The following is an 18,728-nucleotide window of genomic DNA, read 5'->3' on the forward strand; positions in this document are numbered from 1 at the left end:
TCGCTATAATCTTTAGAGTAATTATCATAATAAACTTATCAATCAACTTGTCTAAGCTTTCGGGAACTCCTTTAACCTCAAGTCGCGCATTTTTCCTTGTATTTCATGGTAGTAGAGACCCTCGAACCCAATTGGCAGCAATACGCCTGGGGAAGTTATTAACTATAAAATTTGAATCTAAGAACATATTAACTCAGCAATATTACAGAGGAGTAGATTTATCATTTTCTCGGTCAGAAATAGTGACAACAATTGAATCACCCAAAACACCTTTAGTTGAAGTTGCTGCCTTAGAATTAACTCCACTATCTTTGAATAAAAGCTTAGTTGAATTCGCTCTAAAAGCACAGCAAAAAGGTATTCAGCAGATTAAAGTGTTACCGTTGTTTCTTGCTCCTGGGGTTCATGTTCGGGAGGATATTCCTTCAGAAATTGCTTTAGCCATTAAACAAATCAATAGTCAAGTTACAATAGAATTATCTCCATATATAGGTAAATATTCGGGAATAGTCCCGTTGCTTTCCCATGAATTTGAGCAATTATCTGGAGAATCACGCATATTAGTAGTTCATGGAAGTCGTTTACCAGAAGTTAATTATTACTATCAGAGTTTGACAACTCAGTTAAATGCCTTGACAGCATACTGGTCAGTTTCCCCTAGCCTTACTCAACAAGTCACGGAGCAAATAGCCGCCGGTTACAAGAAAATTGCTATTTTGCCTTATTTTTTATTCCCTGGCAGAATCACTAAAGCGATCGCCGAAGAAGTGAGAACATTACAGTCAGCTTATCCCCAAGTAGAACTGATTCTAGGTCAACCTTTGGGAGCATCTGATACTTTAGCGGAATTAATTGTTGGGGAAGTTTAAATTATGCATCAACTTAAATATGTAGGAAAGGTTTATTTGGTTGGAGCAGGTCCAGGTGATCCTGGATTATTAACAGTCAAAGGTAAAACCTTACTAGAACATGCCGACGTAGTAATTTACGATGCTTTGGTCAGTCCAGAGATCATCAATATTATCAATCCCCTAGCCGAAAAAATTAACGCTGGAAAACGTAGAGGTAGGCACTCTTTACCTCAAGCCGAAACTACTGAATTACTAAGATCTAAAGCCGAAACCAACGCTATTGTGGTGCGCCTCAAAGGGGGAGATCCTTTTGTTTTTGGCAGAGGTGGAGAAGAAATGGCAGATCTAGTGCAAGCAGGAGTAGGTGTAGAAATCGTGCCGGGTATTACTTCAGGCATTGCTGCTCCTGCCTATGCGGGGATTCCTGTAACCCATCGCCTATATAATTCTTCTGTTACCTTTGTCACCGGTCATGAAGCGACGGAAAAATATCGCCCTGAAGTCAATTGGCAAGCGATCGCTCAAGGTTCGGAAACAATTGTAATTTATATGGGGGTGCATAATCTTCCCCACATTATTCCCCAATTATTGGCGGGAGGTATGACCGCAGATACTCCTATTGCCCTAATTCGCTGGGGGACGAGACCCGATCAAACTGAGTTGGTGGGTACTCTAGAAACTATTATCGAGCAGATATTGACTACAGAATTTCAAGCACCAGCGATCGCTGTTATCGGTCAAGTTGTAGATTTTCGCTCTCTTTTAGTTCCATAGCCTTGACAACTCATTATCCCTAATTAACTGAAAATTTTGCAGAAATTGGGTCTATTAAATGGCATGATAATTATCATGATCATTTGGGAAAAATCGGCTGTGCTGAGTATTAATACTTAGAATAACTGACAAAATATCCTAATATAATACATAATTACTTAGAGTATGTCTTCATTGATGAGATATATATAGATCGTGCTTATGGGCTTTGCAGAACTATCAATTGCAGATATTGCAGCAGAATATCAAATCGAAGAACAAGTAGTATTCGACCTATGCGATCGCTTTAAAATTAACTATAAAAACGAACGCACCTGTCTAGCATTGGAAGATGCCAAGGCAATTATTATGGAAATTCTAGCTGCCAAAACTAATTTAGAAGCTAACCAAAAATAATTTATTTTAGCTCCGATTGGATATGCATTCGCCCTGAGCGATAAGATTGGTTACTGTTTTCATTAACTACCAGGTATTCTGTCAAGATAAATAACTGAAGATTATGTATATTGGTGCATCACAAATAGCACCGCAATCAAATTAAAACTTTTGAGGAGAATAATGTTGAAGCGATTATTATTTGCTGCTGTAGCTGCTTTATTTTTGGTAATTCAATTTAATATTGGTAGCGTTAATGCAGTTGAGTTAGACGAAGATATTCGTACAGTAAAACTCAACGATCAAGGAGATGAAATAGTTTTAAGTCTCAAACAAGTCAAACAAGGACAAAAAGTATTTGTAGATACTTGCTCCTATTGCCATAAATCTGGTGCAACTAAAACAAACCCTAACGTCAATTTGGGTTTAACTGCTCTATCTGGGGCATTCCCCGCTAGAGATAATGTTGAAGGAATCGTAGATTACCTCAAAAATCCCACAACTTATGATGGTGAAAGAGAAATCTATGAATTCCACCCCAATACTACCCGTTCTGATCTTTATCCCTTAATGCGTAATTTAACTGATGATGATCTAGAAGCAGTTGCTGGACATATCCTAATTCAGCCTGAAATTCGTGGCATTCTCTGGGGAGGCGGAAAAGTTTATAACTAAACCTTTTTTACTTTTTAAAATTTAAAGAGATTAAAGATCAATAAAAGATGAGGGATGAATTTTGTTCTACCTCATCTTTTTTTTTGATACAAACGATATTAATTCAGAATTAATTCCAAATATCTCCACCCATTAAACGACGATAGCGAATTTCCAGCTCCTGCTTTAACGAGGGAGAATTATCTAACATTTTGTCCGCAGCAATAATCTTCTCCGCAGCTTCCCTAGCTAAATTTAGCACTTCTTGATCTTCAACTAAACTGGCTAAGGCAAAATCTGGCAATCCCGATTGACGAGTTCCCAAAACTGCTCCTGGTCCACGAAATCGCATATCCGCTTCCGAAATAAAGAAACCATCCTGAGATTCTTCTAACACTGCTAAACGTTGTCTGGCTTCGACATTTTTACTGCTACTCATCAGGAAACAAAAAGATTTACTGCTTCCCCTGCCGATTCTGCCACGCAACTGATGTAATTGCGATAAACCAAACCGTTCTGCATGTTCAATCACCATGACCGTCGCATTGGGTACATCAACCCCGACTTCAATCACAGTTGTCGACACAATAATCTGAGATTCATTATCACGAAAAGAAGTTAACGCCACATCCTTTTCGACTGAACTCATCCGACCATGTAGTAGGGCGATTTTAAACTCAGGGAAAATTACTTCTGATAACCTTTTATGTTCTTCCGTTGCTGCTTTAAGATCGAGCTTTTCTGATTCTTCTACTAAAGGGAAAATAATATAAGCCTGTCTACCTTGAGCAATTTCTCGACGAATTAAATCATAGACTTTTTTACGATCCTTACCTTTTTTCATCATGGTGCTGATTGGTTGTCTGCCTGGGGGTAATTCATCAATCTGACTGACATCTAAATCACCGTGCAAAGTTAAAGCCAAAGTACGAGGAATAGGCGTGGCAGTCATGGTTAAAACGTGAGGAGATTTACCCTTTCCTAAAAGACGCGCTCGTTGTTGTACGCCAAAACGATGTTGCTCATCAATTACGGCTAAACCCAGTTTATGAAAGTTAACTGAATCTTGAATTAAGGCATGAGTTCCCACTAAAAGTGGTAATTCACCATTTTCTAATTGAGAATGAATTTCTCGACGTTTAGCTGTTTTAGTTGAACCTGTGAGTAGCTCTACGGGGAGATGCAATAAATTGAACCAAGTAACTAACTTGCGGTAATGTTGTTCAGCTAATACTTCCGTAGGTGCCATTAATGCAGCTTGATAACCAGACTGAATCGCAGCTAGGATTGCAAACACAGCCACAACCGTTTTTCCTGAACCCACATCCCCTTGTACCAGACGATTCATGGGAGTATCTGTCTTACCTAAATCCTGAAAGATTTCATTGATGACTCTTTCTTGAGCGTTAGTTAATTTAAACGGTAGGATCTGGTTAAATTGTTCGATTAGTTTCCCTTGAGGGGCAAAACTAGCACTGGATTGATTTTGTTTAAGCTGTTGGCGACGTTGCAGGAAGCCTAACTGAAGATAGAAAAATTCATCAAATACTAATCTACGTCTCGCGTGGGTAAGTTCTTCATAGTTTTCGGGAAAATGAATACAGGCGATCGCATTTTTCAACTTGACTAAACCATATTGGTTTCGCAGTTCACTAGGTAAAGGATCGACTAATTGAGCAGCAGCAGGCAAGACAGCAATGATTGATTTTCTAACTGTATCAGCTGGTACACCTTCCGTTAAAGCGTATACAGGCAATACCCTTCCCACTTTAATCGATTCAATACTCGCTCCTGCACCATCTAAAACTTCTATTTCAGGTTTATCTAGAGTAATACCATATTTATTTTGTTTAACGAGTCCAGAAGCAGCCACAATTGAGCCTACGGGATACTGACGTTTATATCTTTCTTGTGAACCCCGATTACTGAATCTAGCGCCCATTAGAAAGCGATTAATCTTCAATCTGCCTGTAGCATCAGTCAGGATTAACTCAAAAATAGTTAATTTTTTATTTTTGGGGCTGGTAAAACACTTACAACTTTTAACAGTTCCGATTACTGTGACTGTCTCTCCAGGTTCAAGATGAGTAATCTGTACCTGACGAGCATAGTCAAGATGATCGCGGGGATAATAAAACAATAAATCCCTTACTGTATACAATCCCAGACGTTCTAAATAACTACTCCTACGCCCAATATCTATTACCCTGCTCAAAGGCTGATCTAAGGTAATGGTTTGATTAAAATAAGTCTTGGCTCTGGGACTATTTAAAGATGTTGTGCGGGGTACTTTCGGTTTCGGTGGAGTGGCAGGAGTTTCGGCGATCGCTTTTTGTTTATAGAGAAAATTACGAGTGCTAATGACTAACTGCTTTCTTTGAGAGGAACTTAAGTTGTCATAACCAGCAAACTTTTGAGCAATATCGTGCCATTGCATTTTGTACCCAGCGGGAATATTTCTCGGCGGCTTGCCTAAACTAAGACAGATAAATTCGCTAAAGCGGTACTGATTGCCAATTAAATCTATATAGCCTCTTTCTGCTTCTACAGATAATGCTTTTTGCAACCTTACCCAATCTAGCGTTTGTTCACTCATGCCTACTTTTTGCTGTTGATCATGATACTGGAACTTCTATTTAAGCAGTAAAATTTCAACTCATCATTGATATTTTAAATATTACTTACAACCTTTGACATACAAAGTATATAGAATCCTGCCATATTCCATCTTTTGTTAGCTGTGGCGCGATTAGCTCTGCCACTGCCCTTCGGGCAATCGCTTCTGGCGGTGAGCGAAGCTCAATCACAAAGCTAGTTTTAGACCTATGCTTTTTAATGCAGTCGCCACCATCATGAAAAATTCTACAGCTCAATTTACCCAATTATCTAACTTTAAAAGATTACAGAGAACAAGTATTTGCTATTCTCGCTCAGTTAAGATGCATGATATTGTAATTGGCTTGTATATAAATAAGTATGAATTCGATAGCGAGGGACACTGCTTCGCAAGCAGCTTGTCCAATCGCCATGTTGGGTTAGATATTTAGTAGAATTCCACAGATTTCTCATATGACCTATCGGGAGAATTAGGTATATCAAACAATACAGAAGTCATATAATTTTCTGCCCATTCTGCGCCAAAAGCTTTTTCTAAGACACGGCGAGTTTTATCATTTTGTTGTTGTTTAGTACAATAATACTGTTGTCCAGCTAAATACAGCTCTTGTAGTTGATGGGATACTGGGATAGATTGAGCTGCTTCTTTACAGTGAATACGAAGGTAGCTTGAGGCTTGATCTAGAAAATCCTGTTCTTCCTCTGCATTGTGAGGACGTACAAACAGACAAAAATCCGAGAAAATATCAGCCCAAGGTGGTAGTTCGCGTAATTCTGTGAAATCTACTTTTGGTAATGCTGAAAGTGACTGAATATAACTAGAAGATAAAGTCTTTTCTGGACCAGTAGGAGATAAATCGGCGATCGCGGCACTAATTCCACCTCTCCCAGCGACGATATCACAACCAAACATCGGTAAAGGATATTCAGAGCGAGGAAACATCACACAATGAAGAATGTCTAAATTGTTTCCTATCTTGGCTAATTCCAAGTGCATTTTACGAAACTGGGGGGTTTGATAGCAGCGATTTTCGATCCTTAATCTTTCTCCCTCCAGTTTGCCTTCAACATAACCCAATCCTTCCGGTAAAGAAAAAGCTGATAGCTCCAAATACTTCTGCCAAGAGTTGATAATACGTTCGGCAAGTCGATGGATTAAGGGATGTTGTTCTTGACGCAGAGAGGGTTGGGAAGTTTCTAACATTACGGTTATAAAATATTCAATCTAGGCAAAAAAATAATGTAGCCAAAGATGTCTATAAATAAAACGATATACTGAGACTGACCTTATCTATACATTTAGCTATTAATCGTAATAGATTTTAGTGCAGGAGATTAAATTATGTTTGGTTTGGGTATACCTGAAGTAGCTGTGATTGCCCTAGTAGCAATTCTCGTTTTTGGTCCCAAGAAAATACCCGAAATTGGTAGTGCTTTGGGTAAAACTATCAAGGGTTTTAAAGAAGAAATGGATAATCCACAATTAAATGATGGTCAAGAAAAAGATCGAGAATAAAAATATCGTTATTGTGTGCCAGACATACCCTCATGATTAAAATTAAAAATTAAGTATTAGCGATATTTTCAGCGGTTAGTTGTTTGAGTTAAATCCATTATTTGTTCAAAACAAAAATCATCAACTAGTTTAGCGATCGCATTGACCACACCAGAATGTTCATCAGGAACTTGCTCCAATAAATTCAGAATTTCTTTGGCATTAGCAGCCGTAGCAAAATAATTAAGCTGTTGCATCCATTCTGAGGGCATGACTGCAAGTAATGTAGATTCTAGATTTAAGTTGTCTAATCCTAGTTGAGTATTTAAAGATGGGGGAGATTGCGCGTAGATGTATTTAACTTTTAAGTATTGAGCGATTTTTAACCATAACTCTGCTTCATTAAATGGAATGTTCATTAAGTCGTCACATCCTGAAGAGAGAATAAACTGTTTTTGCTCTCTAAACTTGGAAGCGGTTAAAGCAATGATGACCACGGATTGATCTAAGCGTTTAATGTGCTGTGTGGCTTCATAGCCATCCATAACTGGCATTTGCAGATCCATCAAAATTAAGTTAGGCGACCAACTGGACCACAGTTTTATTGCTTCTTGTCCATCAACAGCCTCTTTAACTCTAAATCCAACCATTTCTAATAACTGAGTCAGAAATTGTCGATTTTCCCAACGGTCTTCTACTACCAAAATTCTTGGTGCTGGTAAATTGGGTTGCAAGCCAATTACTCGTCTTTGTTCTGGTAGGGAAGAAACCGGTTGACCCGCATCTATATAGATATCAAAACTAAAAGTTGACCCTTGATTAACCCTACTTTTAACGGTGATATCCCCTCCCATTAATTGCACATATTGACGGCTAATCGATAAACCTAATCCTGTTCCAGATTGAGATTTACGACCTATTTCGGTCTGCACAAAGGGAGCGAAAAGAGTGGTCAATTCATCAGCAGTGATACCATGACCTGTATCTTCTATTTCAAAAGTGATTTGATTAGTCTTTTGGAGATTATAGTTTATTCTCAGAGTTACTTGACCCTCAGGCGTAAATTTAACGGCATTTGCCAATAAGTTAATTAAGACCTGTCGTAATTTCTGCTCGTCAGTCTGGACATACTGAGGTACATGATCGCTTCGCTGAATTACGAAGTTTAAACTCTTGGCTTGAGCTTTTAGTCGAAACATCTCTTCGATACCTTGGAGCATTCGATATAAATCAAAGTTGTTTTTCTCCAGAACGAGTAGACCTGCTTCAATTTTAGAAACTTCCAGCACATCGTTGATTAGTGCCATTAAATGCTCTCCGCTGTGATTAATTATTCGGAGCTGTTCTTGATGTTCTCTACTGAGAGATTCGTCTCGCTGCATTAATTGTACAAAACCGATAATAGCGTTCATCGGAGTCCGCAATTCATGAGTAATCTGGGAGAAAAAGATGCTTTTTGCGCTATTGGCGGCTTTAGCTGCCTGCAAAGCTCTGGTTAACTCATTTGTGCGAGATGCAACTTGAGCTTCTAAATTTTTCTGCAAATTGCGTAACTGAAGATGAGTCGTTACTCTAGCGATCACCTCTTTAATTTGAAAGGGTTTAGTGATGTAATCTACCCCCCCGAGACTAAAAGCGTTAACCTTATCCAAAACCTGATCTAAAGCACTCAGAAAAATTACCGGAATTGAGCTGGTGTTTGGATCTGCTTTTAATTGGCGACAAACTTCGTAACCATCAATCTCCGGCATATTAATGTCCAGTAAAATTAAATCCGCCCAACCAGAACGGGCGATCGCGATCGCCTCCGAGCCTCTTTCGACTGAACGCACTGCATATCCTCTACGAGTGAGTATTCTGGACAGTAATTCCAAGTTGTCTAGCACATCATCAACAATAAGGATCTTATCCTGAGTAGTTGGAGATAAGTCTGGCATTAGGGTTACTCTCAGAAAATAGTTCGGGAAGAACACTATCTTAACCGCAGCATATAAGATTTTGGATTTTGACTATTATGAGAAGTAACCTAAATGATAATTTTTAATTATTAATTACTAATTTCTTAAACCAAGCTTCAAAGCGATCGCCCAAAGCCTCAAGGGAATATTGCTCTTCTGCTTGTTGACGACAAAGTTGACGCTCAATCTGATCGATTTGGTTAATTGCCTCAACTAGTCCAGAAATACTATCGGGTTCTACTAGCCAGCCTGTTTGACCATCTTTAACAATCTCCGAAGGACCACCACGTCGATAGGCAATAATTGGTACCCCACAGGCTAAAGCCTCGATAGCGACATTCCCAAAAGCTTCAATCCAACGGGGAGTCATCAATAAAGCGCGACATTTGCCTAGTTCCTGCTGTAGTTTTTCAGTAGATAAAAATCCCTGATAGTCTATCGGTGCATCGGGAAAATCACGGCAAATTTGCTCCCAATAGTCTTGATCTTGTATTTTGCCAAAGATCTTCAATGGTATCCCGGTAATATTAACTGCTGCTACGGCATCTTCTAGAGCTTTTTCGGGTGCAATGCGTCCCAGCCAAGCCAAACTGGCTTCAGGGGTATTGTTAAACTGGTAGAGAGATAAATCAATTGCGCTACTTAAGATCTCGCAATCAGCGGCAAAAGGAAAAGTATCAGCCTGAGATTGAGTGTAAACACCAAAAGTACCAGGATATTGTTGGATGATCTGCTGCATAATGCGATCGCTGGCTACTGTCATCGATCCCATACTAATAAAGTGGGCAATCGTCGTCTCAATAAAGGGAGTTAAATAAAAAGGTAGCCAATCAAAGGCAAAATTTACGAGCAAATCATATTTGTGCTGCACTCTGCGGGCATAGTCCCACATATTTGCCAACACCGAGTTATCAGGTAAACAAATCGGCACCTCGCGGCTCTGAGTTTGTACTGGTACTTGCAAATTACCGGTAATGGTTGTCACGGGTATATTGTTTAACCAAGAACCTTCAGGGGCGACTACTTCTAGCTGATGTCCTCGGCGACGAAATTCTTGGGCTAGATTTTGAATAGTTAATTCAACTCCACCTCCTTGTCCAGATCCTAAAGAGCCAACGGAAGTAGATAAAAAAAGAATTTTAAGCATTGAGTTTACCGAAGTTTTTAGCACCTGAAGGACGCTACGCGCCCGAAAAAGAAAATGAGAAACTGGGTAGGCAGTCCTGATCCCCTAAGAGAGGTATTTTAGCATCAAGACCGAAGCGACAATGGTGTGAAAGCGCCCGATCATCAGCCTGGTTCCTGGGAGAGAGAAATAGAAAAAAAGCGATCGCTCAATAAACTTTTCTAAGCGATCGCTGTTATTTATATATATTATCTTAGATTTGAATTAGCCTATGACCAAAAGCTAATCAATGTTTTAGCCCAAACAAGCTGCTAAATCGGCATCAGGAGTAGTAATGGGTTGCAAGTTGTATTTCTCTGATAAAAGCTGCAAGACATTAGCTGAGAGAAAAGCGGGAATTGTCGGTCCCAGACGAATGTCTTTAATTCCTAGATAAAGTAAAGTTAGTAATACAGCAACAGCTTTTTGTTCGTACCAAGAAAGAATCATTGATAAGGGAATTTCGTTAACTCCTACCTTAAAAGCATTAGCCAAAGCGACTGCAATTTGTATTGCGGAATAAGCATCGTTACACTGTCCTACATCTAGCAGGCGAGGTATACCTTCGATATCACCCATTTCTTTGTCAAAGAAACGGAATTTACCGCAGGCAAGGGTCAACACTACACAATCATCAGGTACTTTATCGACGAATTCAGCATAGTAATTACGGTCTGGTTTTGCCCCATCACAGCCACCCACTAAGAAGAAGTGGCGTATTTTACCTTGTTTGACAGCATCAATCACTCTATCGGCGACTCCTAAAACAGCATTGCGAGCAAAACCTGTAGTAACCTGGCGATATTCTGATTCTTCACTAAATCCTGGTAATTCTTGCGCTTTTTTAATTACAGGGGTAAAGTCTATACTGTCATCTGCTTTTGTAGGGAGATAATTCAAACCAGCATACCCCACAGGTCCTAAAGTAAATAGTTTATCTTCATAATGTTCGTGAGGGGGCATGAGGCAGTTAGTAGTAATTACAACTGCGCCAGGAAATTTAGCAAAGTCCTTAGTTTGGTTTTGCCAAGCAGTACCAAAATGTCCGTAGAAATGAGGATATTTTGCTTTAAGTTTGGGATAACCATGAGCGGGTAATAATTCTCCATGAGTATATACGGTAATCTCTTTATCTACAGTCTGCTTGAGGATCGCTTCTAACTGCTTAATATCATGTCCCGAAACTAAAATCGCCTTACCTGGTGTATGATTCAAAGGAACGGCAGTAGGTACGGGATGACCATAAGTGCCAGTATGCCCAGCATCGATTAATTCCATGGCTCTTAGGTTGATTTTGCCGATCTCCAGAGCCAAGTTCACCCATTCTTCTAGACTCAAATCCTGACTGTCGATAGTAGCTAATACCTGCTGAACAAATTGATATACAGTCTCGTCTTCCTGACCTAATTCATAGGCATGGAAAGTATAGGAAGCCGCCCCCTTAACACCATAGAGAGCAGTCAGTTTAAGAGAAAAGATATCTACATTGGCTCCCGACTGACCGATTAATTCTAAATTAAAATTTTGTCCCTGCTCGACCAGGCTTTCATTGTAATCTGGTTCATAGCTCGATATTGCCGACCAAGTAATAGGCGTGTCCACTACTTGCTGAATTTGAGCTTTTAAATCTTCTCTGAGGGCGATCGCTTGTTTAATATATTTAGTAAATCTTTTCTGATCAAAGTTGACATTAGTCATAGTTGCAAACAAAGATTCGCAGGTAAAGCGATCAACCTCTCTAGTGTTGATCGCCAATTCTTTCGCCTGAAGCACCACAGGGGCAATTCCTCGCAAACAATAGACTAATAAATCTTGTACCGCATTTACTTGAGGACTTTTACCGCAAGCACCCCATTGATGACAGCCATTTCCGCTAGCAGTTTGTTCACATTGTTCGCAAAACATAATTTATTTCTCCGAAGTTAAAAGTCAAGGAAGGTAACAATTAGCCATTAGCCCTTCGGGTTCAGCACTTTGCTCAAGTCGGGGAACCCGCCCAACGCAAGTGCTTCACCATTAGCTATTAGCTATTAACAGTTTGATATATTTGTTGTTCTCGATTAATAAACACATCAGCTAATACTTTGTAGGCTTCAGCCCAAGCGGTCATAACTTCTTCTGTTGCGTCATCACCTAAAACTTCTTTGATTGCTTGCAATAAACATTCCCCCACTATGGGATATTGTTCTGGTAAAACGTTGGTTTTTACGTGACGATGGGCAATTTTTTCTACCATTGCTTTTAATGCTTCGAGATCGTCAATATGAATCGCATAGCTATAGACGGCAGTAGCAAGTTTAGCTGGTTGAGAACCATTAGCTTGGGCAGACATATCAAATTGTGCTTTCACTTCTGGATATTTGTGAAACATAATTTCGTACATCCGAGTAGTAATTGTTTTACCGTGTTTTCTAAGAATAGGAGCGGTAAATTTGATGATATTAATAGTTTTTTGGTTGATTTTCTTTTTTTCTGGAGAATGTTCTGATAAAGCGAGAACAAATGCTAGATTTTGCTGGGCTTGTACTGCGTGAGGTGCATTTGCGGGCATAAACACAAATACCCCTGGAGAGAGAGCAATATCTTGCCCTTCTAAATTGAGATTTCCTGTACCTTCCACCACAGTTACGACAGCGTTACGGGTAGAAGTGTGTTCGTCGATTTCTGTCCCTGCTGCCAAACAAAACAAACTATATTGGCTGTTATTATCTTTGAGTAAAACTTTACTGAGAATGCCACTGGTCGGATATTCAATTAAATCCTGCAAAGTAGCAGTAAATGAATTGTTAGATGATGCAACTGAGGTATTCATAACTTTACAGACTCGTATTTATTTAATCTGTAGGGTGAACGGCGGTTTTTCCCTACCAATGAACAATTCAAAGACGTAAAATTTAGTGTCTCTAATTAAGGACGGGCGTAAGGCTTGTGCCCCTACGTAACTTTTGCCCAAAAAACGATGTAGCCGATACGATCGCGCTGCTCTTGAAAAGTGCGACGCATTTGTAAGACTCTTTGACGCAAATTGGAATTAAATAAAATATTCCAGACAATTTTGACAGTTCCTAACAAACCTTCATCCCGCACCATCTGACCTAAATTAAGCAATCCCATCTCATCTGCTTTCCATTGCTGCACATTTAAACCCGCCTCTCTACAAGCTGATTCCCATTCTTCGAGTGTTAAAGGATTAGCATTAACCCGAATTGTTTGAGATAGACTTTTACGTACTTCCCACTCATTACTGCGAACAAGCATTTCATGGGAAAGAAACTTACCCCCAGGCTGAAGATGGTATTTAATTGCCGACAATATCTTGGATTTACCTACATCAGATTGCATAGTTAGGATGGCTTCAGCCAAGACATAATCAAACTTGTCTGTAATCTTATCTAACTGAAAGATATCTCCCTCAATAATTGTCACCCGATCTTGTAAACCAGCCGCCTTAATCTTTTCCTGAGCTTTGGCTACGCTATCTGGGTTTTTCTCAACTCCCACCACGCGGACGTTAAATCTTTTGGCTAATGCGATCGCGCTTTCCCCAAAGCTAGCTGCCAATTCTAATACAGTATCTCCTGGTTGGAAATCAGCCCAAGTAAACAGTTGTTCTGTGGCAGCTTTTCCTCCAGGGCGCAATATCTTCTTTCCTGCCGCTGCTAGTACTTGATGACCAGGGGCAGTAGCAAAATTGAGAGTGGCTGTCATGAGTCATATCCAAAGTCGATACTCTTACTCTGACATTAAGTTCGAGTCTCGTCTTTGAGGTAGCTCATGTTTAGAGGTAAAGTTTTGTGTGTTTTTTTTGTTGGATGTAAAAAGTGCGATCCCCTCTCAAAATTCATGAAATGTAATTGTTTTTTTTGAATCGAGAGGGCTTCTGACTCCTCTAGCACCGAGATTCAAGACATGAGTAATTCCTAAAATCATGGTGTTATCCCTCATGACTATCGGATAATGCTTTGTATGATGAAATTAGACTGGACTTATACATTTGAATTAATAGTTAGCTACCCATAAGGTGATAATTAGGCACAATAAGCTAAAAAAGAAAATTATTAGGATTTTTGATGCAATATAATCGAGATATTGACGATTTAGAGAATAATGCTGTTTTATGGTGGCCTGAACACCTTAATGAAATGAATGCCGCAATCAGTGTTATCCCAAAATTATTAAAGACACAGGATGATTTCCTTAAAATCATTTCGTTGTCAAAAAACTCACCTTTTCAAGTATTTGATGTAATTTCTGCTTCGAGATTTCCAGCAAATTTGTTCTTAAAACATCTATGTGTATTAGCAGATTATGGAGGTGAGCCTATTCAGCGTTTAGGCAGGTCGTTTGAATCAGTTTTTCAGTCCAAAAATGATGAGTATGTTATTGATTTTATTTGGAACTCAAAAAATTACCAGTATATCTTTAAGTCACTTCCTGTTCGTGGGCTAGGAAACAAAAAGCTATTTATTGACGGCGATGGACTAATAGAGAAAAAAGAGCTTTCAGATGTATACAAGGATATGATTGTATTGTTAATGTTTGGCTCAACATCAACAGTTAGTGAAGAAGCGGGTCTGGCAGCATGTGAAATTGGAACATTACTTGGAAAAGCTGAAATACTAGAAAAGTATGTAAAAGAACGCTACATAAATGTGAGCAGAATAACTGGTGGAGCAACAGCCAATTCATTAGGGCAGTTAGCACAAAAAGAAGTTGTTAATTTTCTTTCACTCTCTCTTGGACAAGATTATACTGTCTCAAGCAATGGATATATAGAACTAGATGGGTACAACAAAGATGGTGGGATGCCTTTTGATGTGGTTGTAGAAAAAGGAAATAAAAAAATCGGTATCGAAATTAGTTTTCAAGTAACAACGAATAGCACAATTGAGCGTAAATCTGGACAAGCAGCAGATCGAATGAAGTTAATGCACTCAAATGGATACAAAATCGCGTATATCTTAGATGGAGCCGGTAATTTTCAAAGAAGGTCAGCAGTATCAACAATCTGTAGAAATAGTGATTGCACTGTGGCTTACACAGATAGCGAGTTTTCAGTATTATCAAAATGGATAGGTGAAGAGCTTGATTAAATTTATTGACTTATTTGCTGGTACAGGTGGCATACGTTTGGCTCTAGAACAGGCTTGTAGTGATTTTGGTATTGAAACAGAATGTGTATATAGCTCTGAAATTGATAAAAATGCATGTCTGTCTTATGAGTTAAATTTTGGAGTTAATCCCTATTCTGATATTACTAAAGTTAATGAATTTCCAGATTTTAATTTCTTGTTAGCTGGTTTTCCTTGCCAAGCATTTTCTTATGCAGGTAAGCGTAAGGGATTTGGCGATACAAGAGGAACATTATTTTTTGATGTAGAAAGAATATTAAAACAAAAAAAACCAAACTATTTTCTGCTAGAAAATGTAAGGGGGTTAGTTACGCATGATAAAGGTCGAACATTTAAAACGATAAAAGACAGCCTTGAGAGTATTGGTTATTCAGTTAGCTATTTGCTTCTTAACTCAAGTAATTTTGATGTGCCGCAAAATAGAGTCAGAATTTATATTGTCGGCGTTCTGAATCAACCTGTTAAATTAACACTTAACAGCGACCTTGGGGCTGCTGACACTCATAAATTCAAAAAAAAATCGAAATATATACAAATATCTTTATTCGGCGAAGAACAAGAAAAAGCTGTTACCGTAAGAGATATTCTAGAATCAGATCCAGATCAAAAGTATAATTGTTCTCTTGATTTTGTTGAAAAATTAAGAAAAGTAGTTGGAAATGATTTTACGAATTTACATGGCTATAGATTGATAGATTATAGAGGTGGCAAATCTTTACACTCATGGGAGCTTGGTGTAAAAGGTGACTGTACTCCACAAGAAGTGGAATTCATGAATTTACTTATCTCAAATCGAAGAAAAAAGATATTTGGAACGCATCAAGATGGAAAAAGTTTGACAAAGGAACAAATATTAACCTTTTACCATGAAAATGATTTCTCTAAAGTAACAAAATCATTGATAAATAAAGGATATTTAAGCTGTTATGACAATAAATACAACCCTGTTTGCGGCAATATGTCTTTTGAGGTTTTTAAATTTCTTGATCCTGATGGAATATCAATCACACTTACTGCATCAGATGCAAATAGATTAGGTGTTGTACAAAATAATATCCCAAGACGCATAACTCCAAGAGAATGCGCAAGATTACAGGGGTATCCAGATACGTATAAATTACTAGATAATGATAATGCTGTTTATAAACAAATGGGGAATGGGGTATCAGTTCCTGTTGTCAAAGCAGTTTTGAGCAATTTCATCGAGCACAATTACGCACAGCAGCTAACAAAAGCAACCAGCGGACAGTCAAAAGCTTACCGCTCGTTATTCGGTATACAGCTTCTTCCTGCCGCTGATGCAATGCGTTAAATTTTCTGGCTTTGCTAAATCTAACAATCTCTGTCATCTATCCTGCTTAGGAAGTTCTTGTAATATAAGACAATCTATAAAAGTTCTATTCACCTTGTTTTGATTAGCGATCTTGCCAAGCCAGATACTCAGGTGTTGTGTACAATGGTACACTTTGCGATCTCGGCGAAGTCGAGGGGCTGCGTGATCGCAATTAGCCCAAACCTCTAAAACTCCGAATCGAGTTAATAAGAATCTAAGCTAAAAAAGCGATCGCATTTTGGTTCTTACTGCGTCAATCTGTAAATCTTAACTTTTGCTTGAGAACTTCATTATACAAATTAAAGCTTGATTTTAAGTAGATGCAGCTACATTTTCTTTTACGGCTAAATGAGTTAAAAATTATTCAATTTCTTTTCCTCCCATTTCTTGAGGATGCCGCTTATTATGAAATATGATGTAACGTTTAATCCAATTTAACGTAGCTTTTTTCAATTTTATAGGAATAATGCTTAAGACGAATAACATCACTAACTTGTTCAAGCAGTTTTTTAGGCGGTTTTTCCCCGGAATGATATCCCAAAAAATTCTGGATATTATACTTATTTGGCATGATATCCAGAAAGTTTCTCGATATCGGACTATCTCAATGGAACGGACTTCTTCCACTCATCTCGCCACCGATATGCCGCTGAGCCCTGCCCAGGATCTTGAGAAGAACAAGCATTGCGATCCTATTTTTATATCTCGCATCGTCTATGACCCTTCCTGTTAACACTTCCAACGCGCAGAAAAAAAATGCTATTGATGCTATAGAGGCGCTGAAACAACTCCAAGCCGGAAATGCCAGATTCGTTGCGGACCGACCGCGCCACCCACATGCGAAAACCGATTGGCGACAAGCATTAGAGAAAGGACAACATCCGTTCGCGGTCGTCCTCGGTTGTAGCGACTCCCGGGTCCCGCCCGAACTGATCTTCGATCAGGGATTCGGTGATCTATTCATCGTCCGTGTCGCTGGAAACGTTGTTGACGTTGACGTGACCGCAAGCGTCGAATACGCGATTGATCATCTCGACACGCAGCTAGTCATTGTGATGGGTCATTCAAATTGCGGCGCTGTCACGGCTACGCTGGACCATCTTTCAAACGACGAAGGTGAACCAGCAGAAGTGGTTTCTTTGCTATACCGAATTGAACCCGCAATTGTCGGAATCCCCAAAAACCTGTCTCGCCAAAAACAGATCGCTCACGCAGTAAAGCGTAACGTTGAACTTGCCGTTCGCCGTCTTTCCCACGTTCCCGACTTGCGCCGCAGGGTAACAACTGGCAAAATCAAGATTGTCGGTGGGGTCTACGATATGCACACCGGCAAAGTCAATTTTATCGATTGACCACATACTCGCCGACAAAATGCGGCATAACTCAATTGTTTTCTATCTTTGCTAACATCTAATAATCTTTGTCATCTATCCTGCTTAAGAAATGCTTGTAATACAAGGTAATCTACAAAGGTTGTATTCACCTTCCTTTAATTAGCGATCTTGCCAAACCAGATACTACGCGATCGTAATCACCCAAAACCTCTAACACTCTAAATTGAGAAATTGAGTTCAGAAGAATTTGAGAGAAAAAAAGCGATTACTTATGGCATAGCCTAAGGATCGCATTCGAGAAAATTACTCAAATTAAAACAGTTTAGTCTCCGATTTAGCTAATGTTTAAAAGTAAAGTTTGCTTAACTCTTAGAAAAGTAACAAAAGCAAAAAAGTAAGGCATATGAAAAGTGAAGCAGAAATCATGTCAGTCACGGTTGGTGCTCCTGATGTGTTGAATAATACGATTCATCTTGCAGATTCCGATCCAGCTTGGCCATCGGTATTTGCTGAATTAGAGCAGGAAATTCGTCATGCTTTAGAAGATAAGGTACTTCTGCTCGAACATGTAGGTTCAACGTCTGTACCTGGACTGTCAGCAAAACCAATTATTGATATGGTCTTGGCAGTTGCAGATTCATCTGATGAGTCTGGTTACGTACCTCAGCTAGAAACTATAGGGTATGTACTGAAGATTCGAGAACCCGATTGGTACCAGCACCGGGTCTTAAAGCTACAAGCCACTCAAGCAAATCTACACGTGTTTACCTCAGGCTGTGAAGAAATTGAGCGCATGATAGCCTTTCGCGATCGCTTAAGAAACCATCCTGAAGATCTGAAATTATATGAAACAACTAAACGTAAGCTATCTCAACAAACCTGGAAATACCTACAGGATTACGCGGACTCTAAGTCAGCAGTTGTTCGGAAAATAATGGAGCGAGCTCTTCTAGAGCAAAATAATGTTTTAGGTGAATAATATTCCAAACATATTCAAGCAGTTTTTGCAGCGGTTTTCCCACTGAACAATATGCCGAAAGT

The 18,728-nt window shown here is 39.1% G+C and carries 17 protein-coding genes; 10 read left to right on the forward strand and 7 right to left on the reverse strand.

Going from position 1 to position 18,728, the window contains the following annotated elements; all coding sequences use genetic code 11:
- The first annotated feature begins 242 nt into the window (after nucleotides 1–242).
- From PLEUR7319_RS0128820 to psbV, 4 genes are all read left to right on the forward strand, one after another.
- Nucleotides 243–869: a sirohydrochlorin chelatase gene (locus PLEUR7319_RS0128820; protein WP_144054396.1), complete on the forward strand. Its 627-nt coding sequence runs from the start codon at nucleotides 243–245 to the stop codon at nucleotides 867–869.
- Between the two features lie 3 nt (nucleotides 870–872).
- Nucleotides 873–1,625 carry a uroporphyrinogen-III C-methyltransferase gene (gene cobA / locus PLEUR7319_RS0128825; RefSeq protein ID WP_019508705.1) on the forward strand — a complete coding sequence of 251 codons (753 nt, stop codon included), beginning with the start codon at nucleotides 873–875 and terminating at the stop codon, nucleotides 1,623–1,625.
- 201 nt (nucleotides 1,626–1,826) lie between these two features.
- On the forward strand, nucleotides 1,827–2,021 hold the full coding sequence (locus tag PLEUR7319_RS0128830; protein ID WP_019508706.1) for a hypothetical protein: 195 nt from the start codon (nucleotides 1,827–1,829) through the stop codon (nucleotides 2,019–2,021).
- Nucleotides 2,022–2,183: 162 nt separating this feature from the next.
- The gene (psbV, locus tag PLEUR7319_RS0128835; protein WP_019508707.1) at nucleotides 2,184–2,675 is read left to right on the forward strand and encodes a photosystem II cytochrome c-550; all 492 of its coding nucleotides are present in this window, start codon (nucleotides 2,184–2,186) and stop codon (nucleotides 2,673–2,675) included.
- A gap of 109 nt (nucleotides 2,676–2,784) precedes the next feature.
- On the opposite strand, the gene recG is transcribed toward psbV, so the two are convergent.
- Nucleotides 2,785–5,250 carry an ATP-dependent DNA helicase RecG gene (gene recG, locus PLEUR7319_RS0128840; protein ID WP_019508708.1) on the reverse strand — a complete coding sequence of 822 codons (2,466 nt, stop codon included), beginning with the start codon at nucleotides 5,248–5,250 and terminating at the stop codon, nucleotides 2,785–2,787.
- A 256-nt stretch (nucleotides 5,251–5,506) separates the two neighbouring features.
- On the opposite strand from recG, the gene PLEUR7319_RS43715 reads away from it, so the two are divergent.
- Nucleotides 5,507–5,701 carry an IS1 family transposase gene (locus tag PLEUR7319_RS43715; RefSeq protein WP_158441889.1) on the forward strand — a complete coding sequence of 65 codons (195 nt, stop codon included), beginning with the start codon at nucleotides 5,507–5,509 and terminating at the stop codon, nucleotides 5,699–5,701.
- Here PLEUR7319_RS43715 and PLEUR7319_RS0128850 read toward each other — a convergent pair.
- Nucleotides 5,698–6,474: a phycocyanobilin:ferredoxin oxidoreductase gene (locus PLEUR7319_RS0128850; protein WP_019508710.1), complete on the reverse strand. Its 777-nt coding sequence runs from the start codon at nucleotides 6,472–6,474 to the stop codon at nucleotides 5,698–5,700. The two genes, PLEUR7319_RS43715 and PLEUR7319_RS0128850, sit on opposite strands and share 4 nt — an antisense overlap.
- A gap of 138 nt (nucleotides 6,475–6,612) precedes the next feature.
- Here PLEUR7319_RS0128850 and tatA point away from each other — a divergent pair, with 138 nt between their 5' ends.
- Entirely contained in the window at nucleotides 6,613–6,786 is a 174-nt protein-coding gene (gene tatA, locus PLEUR7319_RS0128855) for a twin-arginine translocase TatA/TatE family subunit (protein ID WP_019508711.1), read from the forward strand.
- A 68-nt stretch (nucleotides 6,787–6,854) separates the two neighbouring features.
- On the opposite strand, the gene PLEUR7319_RS0128860 is transcribed toward tatA, so the two are convergent.
- From PLEUR7319_RS0128860 to PLEUR7319_RS0128880, 5 genes are all read right to left on the reverse strand, one after another.
- Nucleotides 6,855–8,702, reverse strand: a complete 1,848-nt coding sequence (locus tag PLEUR7319_RS0128860) for a response regulator (RefSeq protein WP_019508712.1) — start codon at nucleotides 8,700–8,702, stop codon at nucleotides 6,855–6,857.
- Nucleotides 8,703–8,805: 103 nt separating this feature from the next.
- A complete protein-coding gene (locus PLEUR7319_RS0128865; RefSeq protein ID WP_019508713.1) occupies nucleotides 8,806–9,870 on the reverse strand; it encodes a glycosyltransferase family 4 protein in 1,065 nt (354 codons plus the stop codon).
- A gap of 273 nt (nucleotides 9,871–10,143) precedes the next feature.
- Nucleotides 10,144–11,793 carry a hydroxylamine reductase gene (gene hcp / locus PLEUR7319_RS0128870; RefSeq protein WP_019508714.1) on the reverse strand — a complete coding sequence of 550 codons (1,650 nt, stop codon included), beginning with the start codon at nucleotides 11,791–11,793 and terminating at the stop codon, nucleotides 10,144–10,146.
- Nucleotides 11,794–11,911: 118 nt separating this feature from the next.
- Nucleotides 11,912–12,700 carry a globin domain-containing protein gene (locus tag PLEUR7319_RS0128875; protein ID WP_019508715.1) on the reverse strand — a complete coding sequence of 263 codons (789 nt, stop codon included), beginning with the start codon at nucleotides 12,698–12,700 and terminating at the stop codon, nucleotides 11,912–11,914.
- Nucleotides 12,701–12,822: 122 nt separating this feature from the next.
- A complete protein-coding gene (locus PLEUR7319_RS0128880) occupies nucleotides 12,823–13,596 on the reverse strand; it encodes a cyclopropane-fatty-acyl-phospholipid synthase family protein (RefSeq protein ID WP_019508716.1) in 774 nt (257 codons plus the stop codon).
- 362 nt (nucleotides 13,597–13,958) lie between these two features.
- Here PLEUR7319_RS0128880 and PLEUR7319_RS0128885 point away from each other — a divergent pair, with 362 nt between their 5' ends.
- From PLEUR7319_RS0128885 to PLEUR7319_RS0128905, 4 genes are all read left to right on the forward strand, one after another.
- Nucleotides 13,959–14,981, forward strand: coding sequence for a hypothetical protein (locus tag PLEUR7319_RS0128885; RefSeq protein ID WP_019508717.1), 1,023 nt, complete (start codon nucleotides 13,959–13,961; stop codon nucleotides 14,979–14,981).
- Entirely contained in the window at nucleotides 14,974–16,332 is a 1,359-nt protein-coding gene (locus PLEUR7319_RS37065) for a DNA cytosine methyltransferase (protein WP_051044480.1), read from the forward strand. Before PLEUR7319_RS0128885 ends, PLEUR7319_RS37065 begins: the two co-directional genes overlap by 8 nt.
- A gap of 737 nt (nucleotides 16,333–17,069) precedes the next feature.
- Nucleotides 17,070–17,705 (forward strand): carbonic anhydrase, encoded by a 636-nt coding sequence (locus tag PLEUR7319_RS0128900; protein WP_019508719.1) that lies wholly within the window; start codon nucleotides 17,070–17,072, stop codon nucleotides 17,703–17,705.
- Nucleotides 17,706–18,090: 385 nt separating this feature from the next.
- On the forward strand, nucleotides 18,091–18,666 hold the full coding sequence (locus PLEUR7319_RS0128905; RefSeq protein ID WP_019508720.1) for a GrpB family protein: 576 nt from the start codon (nucleotides 18,091–18,093) through the stop codon (nucleotides 18,664–18,666).
- Nucleotides 18,667–18,728: the final 62 nt, after the last annotated feature.

The sequence above is a fragment of the Pleurocapsa sp. PCC 7319 genome (assembly GCF_000332195.1).
GTDB lineage: Bacteria > Cyanobacteriota > Cyanobacteriia > Cyanobacteriales > Xenococcaceae > Waterburya.